Origin of the sequence: Candidatus Tisiphia endosymbiont of Mystacides longicornis, assembly GCF_964031095.1 — a bacterium.
GTDB lineage: Bacteria > Pseudomonadota > Alphaproteobacteria > Rickettsiales > Rickettsiaceae > Tisiphia.
This window is the reverse complement of the sequence record NZ_OZ035004.1, coordinates 1,220,177-1,236,121: the sequence shown is the minus strand read 5'-3', so window position 1 is coordinate 1,236,121 and position 15,945 is coordinate 1,220,177. Positions and strand designations below refer to the sequence as shown.

Here is a 15,945-nt window from a genome sequence, read left to right as displayed (position 1 = left end):
ATGACGACATCATAATGTTATTATGGTTAATTCTAGCCATTACCCAGCACCACCAGGACTCATACCACCACCGCCACCACCTGCACCCATATCGCTACCACCGCCACCCATACCACCACTACTAGAATCTTTTGCTTCTTCCCCTCCTTTCCTTGGTTTTTCTACGGGATCTTTTTCGGGTACTTTTCCGCTTGATTTTTCTGAAGCATCGGCAATAAAGTCTATCCCTTTCTTAACCATGTCAACTATCTTAGTAGGACTGGCTGTTACAGAATCCATGATCGGACCACCAGTAAGCTCAGCTGCAAACTGACTAATTGATTTTGAGAAATAATAAAAAATAATTGAGAAAACTAATACATATAGTAAATCTATCATCAATGAGAAGATATCTGTAACAATTGATTTAATTGGGAAAAAACTTAAAAGATGCTTTTCCCAACCTACTCCTGAATAATATTGTAATAATTTATACCCAGCACTATTTCTACAATCTTCAGGCTTATCTATTGGCAATCTAAGCTCAAAAGTACTAAACTGAACCTCATTATGTACATAGTCATGCCTCATAAACTGACAATTCTTGTATATTGCCGAATCGTACATAGTAAGCAGCAAGGCAATAAAACCAGCTATTACCGCAGGCTGCAATGCACAAGATATACAAATTTTTAGCCATGCGTCAAAATATGCTTTGGTTCTAGTAAATAAAGCCATAGGAATAAATATAGGAGAAATATAGGTCATGACATATATGGTAACTAAACATACTAAGTAATGGGTTAAAAAATATAAAATTATTGAGATAAATATTACAGAAAATATTAACCCAGATACTACTATTATGATATTACCAGCTAATAAAAAGCCAAATAATACAGTAAAAAATCTGAATGCCCCTACCTTACCCAAATCATCCGGAGCTTCACTACCAGGTTTTTTAAAATCTTCAATAGCAGTACCTTTATTGCTATTGCTGTCCGACACAGTACTAGGAACGTTATTTAAAATAGCTTCTGTATTATAGATTAACCCCATACCCAAATAATAAGCTATCCGACAATCAACAGCATCCCAAAGGGCATAAAAACTATAACCATTTTTATATTTCTTAGCATCAAATTCACATAACCCTCTAGAACCACCAGAATTAAAAACTATTTGGGCAAATTGTGGAGTAAGTTCAGTAAGTAACGGTAAGCCATACTGCAACATCCCATTGTCAGTAGTTTCTTTACCACCCTTAAAATAAGCTGGTCCAATACCTGTAGCAAAATAAGTCACCATTATTAGTTTCATAACAAAAGTTGCTATTTTATCTAAATTACCATATTCCTTGCTTAGAATCATATTAACAGCAAAAAACATAATATATAATATTAACGCTGCCCTAATAGATACTTTCAAAGATTCTTGAAAGGTCGAGAATGGATTAAGGGCAACCAAACTAACTTTATCATTTTTTGGGTTACAGTTACTATAACGGAAAAAAACTTTATCCAGAGTTTCCTTCATGCAATCTACAGCTAACCCAGAAAAATTAAATAACGACTGACTTCTGGTAGTACCCATATAACAAGTTTTACCTATATTCCGACATTGTTCATCTGGCGGCAATGGCGGAGCTGGTGTGGTAGTATTCTTACAAGCCAATGGAAATGGTCCTTTTGAAGTAGACATGACCAGGCACAATAAGCGTCTATCAACAATTTTTACTGTCAGAATAATATCCTTCAACAAACTGTTTCCACCTAAATCAGGATTATCAGCACTTAACTCACCGAGAGTCTTAGAGTCATTTAAGTTAAGAGTAATAACTGTACATTCTTTAGGACTCCCTTTTTTATTTTTTAGACAAAATTTAAATCTTGCATCACTTGGATCGCAAGCATCAGGAGCAAGAGGGTTGGTCATATCAATACTATACATAATATGACCGTAAGCAGTACTTTTCTTTAAATAATCATCGGTTCCAAATGAGACTGATGGACACAGCTCTCCATAACCAGCAAAAACCTCAACTGCAAAAAATATTAAGCAAAATTGTATAAAAATTTGTATGGCTTTACTCACTTTACACATGGCATTTAAAAGACATAGGAAAAATAGTCTGACGTCATTGCGAGGAATGCGGGAGCCGCAAGACGAAGCAATCCATTTTTGGTTAGTTTTATGGATTGCTTCGTCGGTTACACCTCCTCGCAATGACTTCTTGGTAAGAGTACTGGTCATTGCGAGACCACGTAGTGGTCGTGGCAATCTATTTTTGATCACTTTTTGGATTGCTTCTTGGCTCGCACCTCCTCGCAATGACGTCTTGTACTTTTTTGCAATTTTTAAATTGCTACTAGGTTTATGCGTAAGGTGAGTGGCTTTATGAATTTTCATCAGAGCCATCTTTTTTTACTTTTACATTAGCACTATCAGCTATAACTTGTCTAGCTGCTCTATTTTTAATAGATTTTGCTTTGAAATCTTTAAATGCTTGTTCCTCTAATTTAGCATTTCTATCTTTTATTTCACGATTTCTTATTTCTTGTTTAACGTAACCAGTATCTCCAGGTTTTAAGGTGTGATTCTCCATTTCTTTCGAAGTTTTAGAAAGTACTCCAGAAGCACCAGAAGCATTTTGCTCTTTTGCCAATGCTGATGCAGGAGTTGCTGATGCAGCAGGAGTTGCCTTTTCTAAGGGCTTACCTAATTCCTGTTTATTAGTAGCTAGCGGTGGTGATTTATCAATAGGACTATCTGTTGCTGCTATTGTAGTAGTTGCCGCTAAAACAGGACTTTCACCAACACTCGTCTCTAAATTACTTCTTGCTTCCTGTGAAGCCCCTCCTCCACTTGAAGAACCGCCTTCATTAACAGCAGCTACAGTAGCTTCTGCAATGCGACGAATTGGCAAAGAAGCTCCAGTACCTCCTAAAGATTTCGTTCCACCTCCTGCTGAGCCAGTAGCTCCAGCTGAACCACTGGTACTTACGCTATCTCCTACTGATTCATCACCAGTAGTACTATTACTATCTCCAGCTAATTCACCTTTATCGCCACCTTTACCACCACCAGCCAAATCCTTAGCTCCCCCTCCTCCGGCTGCTTTATCTCCTGCCATGTTTCCAGCTGCTCCAATAGCAGCCATACCAGCTTTAAATATTGCTTGCGGATGAATGGCAACACTACTAAGTGCCACACCCTCGGTCATATCAGCCGCAAATTCTGCTAACTGAGCACTAAGGTGATACATTAAATACAAAGTAAAGCAGGCAGTAATTAACGCTAGCACAATATCTTTAATTTTTTCAAAAATTAATTTTGGTGATACAAAGAACATACCGGGCCCCATAACAACACCCTGCAGAAACTGAAATTTAGATAAATAACTATCTGTACTACCACTTCCTGGCTTTTCTTTAAGCATCTCATTTAGGTTATCTTTAGCAAAATCAACAACTGTTGCAAGTGGATTATTAAGCATATAACCTAGGCTATTCTTACAACTTTTAACTTCGTCTTTAGTATACTTACTCCAATCATTATTAACAAAAAATATTTTCACAGCTCTTTTTCCGTCGCCACCACTTTCTATACTATTGTTTATGGTTTTACTTGTATATTTACAGTGACCATAAAAACCAACATCGTAAACCGAAAACATCATAATCATAAAGGTCACCACCACCATAGGCTGTAACAAAAATGATATTAGCAATTTTACCCACGATTCAAAGTAACCTCGTGTATATTCAAATAAAAACATTGGTACGAAAAGAGGTGCTAAAACACCCAATATTACTATAGATATCATGCACATCACTGTAGCATTCACCATAAATGCTCCAACAGAAATCACTAATAAAGGATAAGAAAGTGCTAAAGATACAAGAGTCATGTTGCCTGAAATAATAGCAGGAATCAGTAAATATACATAAGGTGGGGCTGAGAAACTAAAGAAGTCAAAACTCTTGAAATCATGATTTCTATATTGATTTTCTACCATCATCGTTGATAGTATATCTAATCCCAAATAATGACTTACCCGACAATCTAATGCATCCCATAATGGCAGATAAGAAAGACTTTTATCGCTATAATCTTCAGGGTTAAATTTACACAAATCTGATGGGGCAGAATTCATAACCCAACCACCAAGCGTATCTATTCCTCCTAATAACAAAGGAAAAGCCCATTGCACCATACCATCTAGTCGATTATAGTCAGAACCACTATTGGGAGTAATATTTATACCTACAGAGAAATAGGTTACAAATAACATTTTTAATACAAAATTAATTATTTCATTTTTAGGTGGAATTTCACTAGAAAGTATGATTTTAAAACCAAAGAAAATTACATATATAGTTAATAAAGCAGTGACAGTTCTGTGCATATTACGCTGAAATTGAAATAATACACTACTCTCCCTTTTACTAGAATTAACCACTTTATTAACATCATCAAATGTACAAACATCTTTACTAATCAGTAATCTTGCGGTCATTTCTTTAATACATTCGATTAATGGAGCAGAGATAACTATAGCTGTCTTAGAATTATTATAAGCCCTTTGGTAACAACTAGAGGATGATAAACCACAATCAACTATTGCCATTGGATCAGTAGCAGTTTTGTTAGAACCATTTTGAGAATTATCACCAAGATTCATAAAAGACGCATATATAGATTCAGGGTGGGGTTCTCTAATATACTTACAACCAACCGGCACCCAATCTGCTAATATAGTAGGAGCAGCTACACACATAGTATCCTTTTGCCTTACTACTTTAAAAACAACTGGCAAAAGCACGTCTAACATTACACCGGTATCACCATCTTTTTGATCCTTATAAATAACATGAAATTCGCCCTTATTATCTTTCCAAGCCTCCATAATATCATGCCATGGATCAGAACCGGTTAATACGGCTTTAGCAATAGCAATGGCAGAAATACCTATTGCCTTTATCCTAGCAGTTTGTAGCTTAATATTATTGCAAAATGCAAAGGTTAATTTGGGATCGTTTGGATCAATTTTATTATTTCTTGCACACTGCCCCCCAGGGTAATCTCCATCAAATAATTCATGATCATTTATTTTAAGACGCAGCATCGTATTAGCATAAACCCCTGGCGAGATTATATTCGCAGTAGCAAAGGAAAAAAACGACCCTGGTATACAAGTGTGAGAAAATTCTGTACGTAATAAGTCACCCACACCCCGAGTTTCACAGGTCAACCTTGAAAGAGTAGTAATTATAGTACCTAAAGCATCTTCTTCTTCTGCATAACTATTATGGATAGCAGTAATATTGAGTATACTACATAAGATCAGTATCCTACCAAATGCTTTAACACTATACAATAAGCCACTGACACTAAAGTTACAGTATAACAGGGTTAATAATTTTCTATGTTTGTAATGCATAAATTAACTAAAGTGACTTTACTTCCTCATAAAATATAGGTAACCATTTTTCAGGATCATCACCATATTGCTCTCTAATCTTATTCAACAATAACACCGTTTCAACCCGACCAGAAAGAACATTAATAATATCATTCATACCATCTAGGCTTATTTTAGCAACAACCGCATCTACTCCCTGTTTTATTAAAAAATAACGCGATGTTGGATCAGTAGTTTTTATTAAAATATATTCCCGTTGACTAAGAATAAAGGCACTACGATAAATATCAGTTGCCTTAAGATTGGGTAAAAATATTTGGGTTGCAGTTTGTTGAATCAGAGTATCGCTGATTCTGCTTTTAGCTGCATCTTCAACGCTTTGGGTAGCAAAAATTACAAAAGTATTTAACTTACGCAAAACTTTTAGCCAGTCCTTAATTTTCGGAGCAAATACCGGATTATCAATCAAAGCCCATGCCTCATCAAGAACTATCATAGTTCTCTGACCATCTAAAGAAATACTAATTCTATGGAAGATGTATAATAATACAGGAGCAAGACTAACTGGATCTTTTAACAACTCTGTCATATCAAAACCAAATACTCGAGCTTTCTGTAAATCGATATTATCTGTCTCATTATCAAATATTCTGGCATGCGAACCTCTCCCAACCCACATAGCAATTCTACCTGCCAAACTATTAGGACCATCAATGCCTAAAAATGCTACAACATTTTTTAACCTTCTATCTTTCTTTTCTAGCTTAAAATTACCGCTTACTGCTTGTGATAGAGTCTTATTATCTTCGGATGATAACGACTCTCCATTAGAAGTAACCAATACTTTAAGCCACTCTAATATAAATGTTCTATTCTCTCCAGTATCATCAAGTTGTAAGGGATTAAAGTTACATTCTCCCCCCGGATCAATGGTGGTATAAATCCCGTTAAGGGATCTAATAAATATTTCTGCACCGTGATCTTTATCAAAAAAGAACATTCTTGGTTTAAATTTTTGTGCTTGTGCACATAAAAAATTCATTAATACTGTTTTACCAGCCCCAGTTGGACCAATAATCAAACTATGCCCAACGTCCCGAACATGAAAACTGAAATAAAAAGGAGTACCCGAAGTAGTATCGAGTACAGTCACATATTCTCCCCAATGATTATTAAAAACCTTACCTAATGGATAATTATGCATAGATGCAAAACTAGCCATGTTTAAAGTATTGATAGTCGAACCTCTTACTATATAATCCATATTCCCAGGAAGCTGTCCCCAATAACTCGGTTCCATATTAATTTTTTCTCTAACAGGTTGAATTCCAGAATTAGAGAGTTCAACAGAAGCCATAGATAAAGTATCTTCAAGAGATTTTAAATTACTATCAGAGCAGAGAAGTGAAAAATGGTGTTCTCCAAAACCAATATCACCACTGGTAGCCATATCAAGTGCTCGAGAGATTTCGGCAACTTGTGATACAGCCTTATCGTCTGATTGAATCATCCTATTTTGTTGTAGTTGCATTTTATTAATTGCCACCGTTCTATTAGCAAAAATAAAACTCTGAGTCATAACAAATTCAAAAGGCATTTGTAAAAAGCCATCAAATATCCCAGCTGATGTAGATGGTCCATATTCTAAAATACTTAGTATCCCAGCATATCTTCTACCCGCTGGACCACGTGCTTCTATGGATCTAGAACCAAAAAATAATCTATGGGTTGGAAGATATTGGTCTATTGAACTTCTGGGAACAACCATTTGCATTGAAGAACCACAATTTACCAGAGTACCAAGAAACTCCATAATATCACAACAATAGCCACTACTAGATTTGCGGACGCCAAGTAGCGTAGCACCATAACTATGGAAAGTGTTAACTACTCTTGAGGACATTTCTCTTAGACTGTCCTGCATCTCTCGCATGTCATTTTCCCAAGCCGATTTATTAGACTTTTGCATCAACTTCTTAACAAAGTACTCGATTACAGCAACTCCAGCTTTATCTGGTCGATAAAGAATACTAACATACAACTCATTAAAAAAAGACCTAGAACCGGCATGTTTCTTACGCCATTCATTTGATAAATAAGTTGTGAAATCATTAGGTACTTTTATGGTAGGATCAGAGGTATATTCCAGCCCATCAAAAATCACTGGTCTACGCCTCCTGATCGTGTGGAAATACATCACAATGTTGCCTGATGACATATTTTTAAGCAAAGAATTCCTGATATTTTTTTTAATATCTAAATCTTCATCATCAGCTGTTTCAAAGGAAAACCCCCCTATCTTTACTACTTGTAATAATTCATTATTTTTGGTTAGGATAGTATTACTATCCCAATGGCACTTATAAGGAATAAAATGAGAAGTAGGTTTTTCTTTCCTAGAACTCGATTCTTTTGCTGCTTTTGTTACAGATAATTTTATCATTTTGTCATTTTATAACTGTTCTTTTAAATACCGTATGAGTTCGCTCCATAGAATGATTTATTAGGACACTGGCTACATTTAGAAGATTTATTTAAGAACAATTCTATAAATCTTGGTTCTTTAAAACATATTACATACCCTATCATATGAATTACAAAAGCAACAAGCAAATTCATAATACTATTACTTTGAATAAATAATGACATCGATATGATCATATTAAGTGCTGCAAATTTTATACTCACGCCAAATATCATTGCAGGTCTTGTTAAACCAACAAATAACGGATCTGATACTAAACTACCTGACATAAATTAATCCCCTTTAACTCCAATTCGGTTATATCTGTAAATATATAGTCAATTCACCTGAATTAGTGCCGCACCCATCATGCTGTCATTGCGAGGAGGCGTAAGCCTCCGAAGCAATCCATTTTAATCGTTTTTTTGGATTGCCACGACCACTACGTGGTCTCGCAATGACGCTGAGACTAAATACTAATCGAATTTATAACGTCGCCAATTCAAGTTAATTCACTATAGCAGATTTTTATGCTCCACTAATAGATGTTTTCATTATTTTTGTAATATTAGTTATTTTTTTCATTAACGTGAGTTGCCAATTAAAACGTCATTGCGAGCAAACGTACGCATAAGCGTCAGTTTGAGAAAACAATAATTGAAAAACCGTCATTGCGAGGAGACCGTAAGGTCGACGAAGCAATCTAGAAAAGTGATTAGAAATGGATTGCTACGCCACCTACGGTGGCTCGCAACGACGACTTTTCTACTTTATTTTCTTAAACCGACGCTTATACAATGACGCCAAGCTATTTGCTATATGACTTTTAAATGCCATACGTGAGGTGAGTTTATAATTTAATGCATTTTGCCAAACTAAACTGCAATTCTTTGGCCCCTTCTTTACTCCTACTACTTGTATAAATTACATTACAGGAGTAGCCCAAAGTTGCAAGAAAATTCTGTGCTGTCGCCGTTAGGTTTTCTTTATCTGTTACCTTATCTGACTTGGTGAAAACAATTTGGAAATCTTTATTGCAAGAAAGTAACAATTTAGCAATTTCCATATCATTTTGCTTTACTCCTCTTCTAGCATCAATCAACAAATTTACTAATTTGAGATTTACACTCATTCTGAGATAGTATGTTATTAATACTTCCCACTGTTGTTTGATATATATTGGCACTTCAGCAAAGCCATATCCAGGAAGATCAACTAAAATAAGTCTATCGATAAGGGAGAAAAAATTTATTTGCCTAGTGCGACCAGGAGTATTAGAAACCTTAGCAATACTTGAATTATTACAGATACTATTAATCAAACTCGACTTACCAACATTTGATTTACCAACAAAGGCAATCTCTGGTACAGATGTATTAGGGAACTGATTTATTTTTGCCACACCAGCTATAAATTTTACCTCTTGCCGAAATAGTTTTGTAACCTTATCAACCGACATTCTTATCTAGCTTATTAATGTAATATTGCTGAGCTATTGATAAAATATTACTCCAAGACCAATAAATCACTACTCCCACTGGAAAACTACTAAACATTACTAAAAAAACTAGCGGCATAAATTTCATTACTTGAGCTTGAATTGGATCGGCTGACTGTTGTGGAGTCATCCTTTGCTGTAAGAACATAGTAAGAGCCATAAAAATAGGCCATACACCAATCATTAGGAAGCTTGGGCAGGCAAATGGCAGTAACCCGAATAAGTTAAAAATTGATGTTGGATCGGGAGCAGACAGATCTTTTATCCAACCAAAAAATGGTGCCTGACGCATCTCAATAGTTACGTACAACACTTTGTAAATTGAGAAAAACACCGGAATTTGTGCAATAATCGGTAGACAACCAGCAAGGGGATTAACCTTTTCTCTTTTATACAACGCCATAACTTCTTGGTTAAGTCTCATTTTATCATCAGCATATAACGCTCTAATCCTCTCTACTTCAGGCTGAATATTTTTCATTCTCTTCATAGAACGATATGATTTATTAGCCAAAGTAAACATTAGCAGTTTTATAATAACAGTTACAATCAAAATACTAATGCCAAAGTTACCAACATAGTGATAAAAAAAGTTCATAGCATTAAAGACTGGTTTAGTGATTATATAAAACCAACCAAAATCAATTGCCCGGTCAAATAATTTAATATTATATTGCTTTTCGTATTTGTCTAATAAGTCAACTTTCTTTGCTCCGGCAAATAATCTTTGCGATATAGTGAGTTTTTGTCCTACTTCTATAGTCTGAGTTGAAGAAATGAAGTCGACCTGGTATTTTTCAACACCGTTTTTCATTGCATAATTGAAGTTGGAACTATATATACTAGCTTTATCTGGAATTAAGGAAGATAACCAATATTTATCGGTTATACCAACCCAATCAACAACAGTTTGTGGAAATTTCTCAATTTTCTTATCTTTTAAATCGTCAAAAGAATGTTCTTTAAGCCTACCATCAATAACACCGATTGGTCCTTGATGTAGTATATTAACTGATTTTTCTTTACCAATATATTTACGGTTAATTAGTCCATAATATTGCACTGAAATTGGTTCTTTGCTATCATTCACCGTAGTTTGATCTATGGTAAATAAATAATTACTATCCATACTTATCGTAACCAAGAATTTAACCCCATCTTTGTTGATCCATGACAAATTCACAGGGTTTGTAGGCGTTAACTGATCATTATCAGCCTGCCACAGAGTTTCACTATCAGGAAGAATAATACTATTATCCTTGTTAAACCAGCCTATTTCAGCAAAATAAGCTTCTTCTGACTGAGAATGGGCAAATAACACAACAGGTTTACTGTCTGGTGATAAATCTTGCTTATATTTCAACAAAATTAAATCATCAAACCGGAGTCCTTTTAAAGCAATCGAGCCAGAAAGAAGTTCTGAGTCTATCCGAATTCTCTTGGTAGAAACAGGTGATTCAGCTTCTTTAGGGGGTGCTACTTGAGTATTCTTTTTCTTTAACTCTTGAACTTGCTTGTTATATATTTTATTTTGCTGTTCTAATTTTTGTAATCTTGGTTTATCATAAAAATATTGCCATCCAAAAATAATCCCAAGGGACAAGACAATTGCAGCTACCAAGTTAACTATGTTATGATTCATTACCGGTCTAAAAAATAATTTATATTATATAAAATAGAATACCCTAAATTTAGGGTATTCATTATACTACTCCTATGAGTTCTATAAGATTTAAGTAAATTAATCAAGAAATTTGATTTATTGATTTAATATACCATCAGCATCTCTTGTATTATTATTCACCATTAATTATATATTAAAGTACTTAGTGGAAGAAAATATTATGATATATTTATAGTATAGCTCATAACAAACTAACGTCATTGCGAGAAGACCGCAGGTCGACGAAGTAATCCAAAAAAGTAATTAGAAAGGATTACCACGCTCACATATGTTCGCTCGCAATGACGGAGTAATACTAATCGGGTTGGCTATAATAAACTTTGAGTTAATTTAAAATTTATGAGGTTATGGCAATGAACATAGATAAATTTACTACCCAGGCAAAATCTGTATTATCTAATGCCCAAAGCATAGCAGCAAAAAATGATCATCAGCAAATATTGCCATTACACATATTGGCGAGTTTATTAAACGATGATAGTGGAGTTATTGATAATCTTATTAATACTTTAGGTACTAGCTTCGATGATTTGAATAGAGCTATAACCGTAGAATTAAACAAAATCCCAAAAGTGCAAATAGAGGGAGGAGGACAACTTTACCTATCATCAGAAGCACTAAAATTACTTGATAAAGCATCAGAGCTTGCAAAGAATAATGCCGATAGTTTTATAACTATTGAGAGAATTTTTGAGGCATTATCATATGATAAAACCTCTGCTGGTAAGATTTTATCAGAGAATGCAATAACTAATAAAAAAATAAACGCAGCAATTTTACAGTTAAGAAAAGGTAAGACAGCAGATAATAACTCTTCTGAAAGTAGTTATGACGCCCTAAAAAAATATGGTAGAGATGTAACCGAGCTAGCAGAACTTGGTAAACTTGATCCAATCATCGGTAGAGATGAGGAAATTAGAAGAACCGTGCAAGTTTTGTCAAGAAGAATGAAAAATAATCCCGTGCTAATAGGAGAGCCAGGAGTTGGTAAAACAGCCATAATAGAAGGGTTAGCCCAAAGAATATTTAGCCAAGATATTCCAGAAACTCTAGCAAATTGTCGAATCATTGAACTTGATATGGGAGCTTTAATTGCTGGGGCTAAATATCGTGGTGAATTCGAAGAACGACTAAAAGCTGTATTAAATGAGATTAAGCACTCTAGTGGGGAGATTATTTTATTTATTGATGAGCTACATCTTTTAGTAGGAACTGGTAAGACAGACGGAGCCATGGATGCATCAAATTTACTAAAGCCAATGCTTGCTAGAGGAGAACTTCATTGTATCGGTGCTACGACTTTAGATGAATATCGCAAATATATCGAGAAAGATACCGCTCTTGCCAGAAGATTTCAAGCAGTTTACGTTAATGAACCAACAGTAGAAGATACTATTTCGATTCTGCGTGGTATTAAGGACAAATACGAATTACATCATGGCGTAAAAATTGTTGATAGTGCTATAGTTGCCGCTAGCACTCTATCTAACAGATATATTACCGATCGTTATTTACCAGATAAAGCTATTGATTTAATCGATGAAGCATGTAGTCGGCTAAAAATAGAATTATCTAGCAAACCGGAAGAATTAGATGAGCTTGATCGTCGTATCATTCAAATAAAAATTGAGCTAGCAGCTCTAAAAAAAGAAGATGATGAATATTCAAAAAAGAAAATTATCCAATTAACAGACGAATTAACTAAACTTGAATCTCGTTCTTACGATATGAATGCTAGCTGGCAAGCTGAAAAATCCAAAATACATATTGAACAGAAATTAAAAGAAGAGCTAGAAAAAGCTCGTTTAGAACTTGAAAGAGCAGAAAGAAGTAGTGATCTTGCCCGAGCTAGTGAGTTGAAATATGGTATTATTCCTGATTTGACTAAGAAACTACAACAAGCAGTAGAAGGGGGAAATAACAAATTATCAAAAGAAGTTGTATCAGAAAACGATATAGCTATAATTATTTCCAAAATTACTGGTATACCGATTGACACAATGCTATCAAGCGAACGTGAGAAGTTATTAGCGATGGAAGATAAACTACGTCAATCGGTAATCGGTCAAGATGAAGCTATAAAAGGAGTCAGCGATGCTGTGCGTCGTTCTCGTGCTGGAATACAGGATCATAATAGACCACTTGGATCGTTTTTATTCTTAGGTCCAACTGGTGTTGGTAAAACGGAACTAACCAAAGCTTTGGCACTTTTTTTATTTGACGATCGTAATGCCATTCTCAGAATTGATATGTCTGAATATATGGAAAAACACTCTATATCACGTTTGATTGGGGCTCCTCCAGGCTATGTTGGTTATGAGCAGGGAGGAGTTTTAACAGAAGCGGTACGTAGGAGACCTTATCAAGTTATTTTATTTGATGAGGTAGAAAAAGCCCATACGGATATTTTCAATATCATGTTACAAATTTTGGATGAAGGGCGTCTAACTGATAGTCAAGGAATAACTGTTGATTTTAAAAATACCATCATTGTTCTTACTTCCAACCTTGGGGCTGAAATACTTATTAATCAACAGCAAGATGATGACCAAGATGCAATTAAAGAACAAGTAATGCAACATGTACGAGCAACATTTAAACCTGAATTCTTAAATAGGCTAGATGAGATTATTCTATTCCATAAACTAACTCGTGCTGACATACATGATATTGTCAAAATACAACTAGATAATTTGAAAGAAATTCTTTCACAACAAAATATTACATTGCAATTTGATCAATCGGCAATAAATTACCTGGCTGATAAAGGTTATGATTCAATGTTTGGTGCTAGACCATTGAAAAGAGTTATTCAACGAGAATTACAGAATAATTTCGCCAAAATGATTCTTTCTAGTAGAATCGGTAGCGGTGATATTGTAAATATAAAAGCAATAAATAATGAATTAGCTATTGATAAAATGATAACTTAACAATAATTATGAAAAATGCACAATATTAAACCCAAAATTTGGGTATTAGCTGACAGCAGGGTGGGTAATGTCAATCAAGCTATAGCTCTAGCAGAAAAGCTTGGTCTTGGTTATCAATTAAAACCTATTGAATATAATTTTTGGGGTAAATTACCAAATTTTTTACTAGCCCTTAGCCCTATCCATGTGAAAAAGCAGCTATTACAATCGTGGGAAATGGAAGGCTTCCCTGACTTAATAATTTCTGCTGGAAGAAGAACCGCTTCTTTAGCGAGTTATTTAAAACATAAATCTGCTGGGAAAGTAAAAATTATTCAAATTATGCACCCCAACCTACCATTTAAGCAATTTGACCTAATTATTTTACCGCATCATGATAAGGTTAGCAGGGAAGAACTATGCACGAATGACAAGAATATATTGAGAATTACTGGAGCTCTTAATAATGTTCAAGCAAAAATACAGGATGGCGGTATTGAGTTACGCAAAAATTATCCAGATCTTAAGCAGTTTATATCGGTAATTATTGGTGGTAATAGCAAAAATTATCAATTTACCGACGAAAATGCTCGCGAATTTGCTGCAATATTATCTAATCTTACTAAGACCCAAGATGAAAAACATACCTTGTTTATTAGCTTTAGTCGACGTACTCCTAATTCAGCAAAACAAATTATCAAAAATAAGGTACCTTCATCGGCTATTATTTACGATCCAACAGAGGAAGAAGCTAAACCTAATCCTTATTTTGGGATGTTGGCACAGGCAGATTACATAATTTCTACGGCTGATTCGATTTCTATGTGTAGTGAGGCAGCTTCCACTGGTAAACCTCTTTATATATTCTGTCCTAGTAATTTTAAATCACCTAAACATCTAGCATTTACACAAAATTTGCTAGAATTAGGAATAGCTAAAATACTAGACAAATCTGTAATTCAGCTTGAAAACTATAATTATGCCCCTCTTAATGAAGTAGAAAAAATTGCTAATATCATAATTACAAAAAATTGGATAAAATGATGATCCATAATTCGACAACAAAATCACCAACTAGCCTGGCACCAACTAGCCTGGCTTATGCAGAAAGTATATTAATTGATTCTCATTGTCACCTCAACATGTTAAAAGAAGATTTATCAGCCATAATAAGCAGAGCTGAGAATAATAATGTTAAGTACATGCAGACTATATGTACTACCATTGAGGAATTGCCGGATATTTTAGAAATAGCCGTAAGATACGGTAATGTCTTTGCTTCGTGTGGAGTTCACCCCAATGAAGTGAAGGAAATTGTCTCGTGCGAAACTATTATGGAATATTGTAATCATCCAAAAATTATTGGCATTGGTGAAACTGGTCTCGATTATTATTACCAGACATCAGACAAACATCAACAGATTAGTTCTTTTGGGCAACATATACAGGCATCTCAAAGTACCGGGTTGCCAATTATAGTCCATACAAGAGAAGCCGAACAAGATACTATTGATATTTTAAGTAGCGAAATGCAAAATACCGCGTTTCACGGTCTTATTCATTGCTTTACCGCTTCAAAGCATTTGGCAAAAAAAATGCTTGACCTTGGTATGTATATATCGATTGCTGGAATTGTAACCTTTAAAAACGCCACCGATTTACAGGATATAGTACGTTATATTCCACTAGACCGGTTATTAATTGAAACAGATTCTCCTTATCTTGCCCCTGTTCCGATGCGTGGCAAACAAAACGAACCAGCTTTTGTCAAATATGTAGCAGAAAAAATAGCTGAAATAAAAGAAACAAACCTAGAAACAGTAGCAAATGCTACTACCACAAATTTTATATCTTTATTCAGCAAAACCCATCTAGTTGTAAATTGTAATTCCCGCCCACTATTATCATTTCCTCCCACTATTGTCATTCCCGCGTAAGCGGGAATCTAGCACAACTGTTGAAAGTTAGAAGGTAAAGCGGGTT

At 34.8% G+C, this 15,945-nt stretch carries 9 protein-coding genes; 3 read left to right on the top strand and 6 right to left on the bottom strand.

The genetic code is table 11. The annotated features are described in order from the left end of the window. Positions 1-39 precede the first annotated feature (39 nt). From ACQH6S_RS06285 to yidC, 6 genes are all read right to left on the bottom strand, one after another. The gene (locus ACQH6S_RS06285; RefSeq protein WP_425360898.1) at positions 40-2,082 is read right to left on the bottom strand and encodes a type IV secretion system protein; all 2,043 of its coding nucleotides are present in this window, start codon (positions 2,080-2,082) and stop codon (positions 40-42) included. Positions 2,083-2,374: 292 nt separating this feature from the next. Continuing rightward, positions 2,375-5,359, bottom strand: coding sequence for a type IV secretion system protein (locus tag ACQH6S_RS06280; RefSeq protein WP_425364429.1), 2,985 nt, complete (start codon positions 5,357-5,359; stop codon positions 2,375-2,377). Between the two features lie 70 nt (positions 5,360-5,429). After that, positions 5,430-7,844 (bottom strand): VirB4 family type IV secretion/conjugal transfer ATPase, encoded by a 2,415-nt coding sequence (locus tag ACQH6S_RS06275; protein WP_425360897.1) that lies wholly within the window; start codon positions 7,842-7,844, stop codon positions 5,430-5,432. A 26-nt stretch (positions 7,845-7,870) separates the two neighbouring features. Beyond that, positions 7,871-8,158 carry a VirB3 family type IV secretion system protein gene (locus ACQH6S_RS06270; RefSeq protein ID WP_094648608.1) on the bottom strand — a complete coding sequence of 96 codons (288 nt, stop codon included), beginning with the start codon at positions 8,156-8,158 and terminating at the stop codon, positions 7,871-7,873. Positions 8,159-8,718: 560 nt separating this feature from the next. Further along, positions 8,719-9,327, bottom strand: coding sequence for a ribosome biogenesis GTP-binding protein YihA/YsxC (gene yihA / locus ACQH6S_RS06265; protein WP_094648607.1), 609 nt, complete (start codon positions 9,325-9,327; stop codon positions 8,719-8,721). After that, the gene (yidC, locus tag ACQH6S_RS06260; protein ID WP_425360233.1) at positions 9,317-11,008 is read right to left on the bottom strand and encodes a membrane protein insertase YidC; all 1,692 of its coding nucleotides are present in this window, start codon (positions 11,006-11,008) and stop codon (positions 9,317-9,319) included. Before yidC ends, yihA begins: the two co-directional genes overlap by 11 nt. A gap of 395 nt (positions 11,009-11,403) precedes the next feature. On the opposite strand from yidC, the gene clpB reads away from it, so the two are divergent. From clpB to ACQH6S_RS06245, 3 genes are all read left to right on the top strand, one after another. Further along, positions 11,404-13,983 (top strand): ATP-dependent chaperone ClpB, encoded by a 2,580-nt coding sequence (gene clpB / locus ACQH6S_RS06255; protein WP_425360232.1) that lies wholly within the window; start codon positions 11,404-11,406, stop codon positions 13,981-13,983. 15 nt (positions 13,984-13,998) lie between these two features. Continuing rightward, positions 13,999-15,006 (top strand): mitochondrial fission ELM1 family protein, encoded by a 1,008-nt coding sequence (locus ACQH6S_RS06250; protein WP_425360231.1) that lies wholly within the window; start codon positions 13,999-14,001, stop codon positions 15,004-15,006. Between the two features lie 68 nt (positions 15,007-15,074). Continuing rightward, positions 15,075-15,899 carry a TatD family hydrolase gene (locus ACQH6S_RS06245; RefSeq protein ID WP_239832520.1) on the top strand — a complete coding sequence of 275 codons (825 nt, stop codon included), beginning with the start codon at positions 15,075-15,077 and terminating at the stop codon, positions 15,897-15,899. The last annotated feature ends 46 nt before the right edge of the window (positions 15,900-15,945 follow it).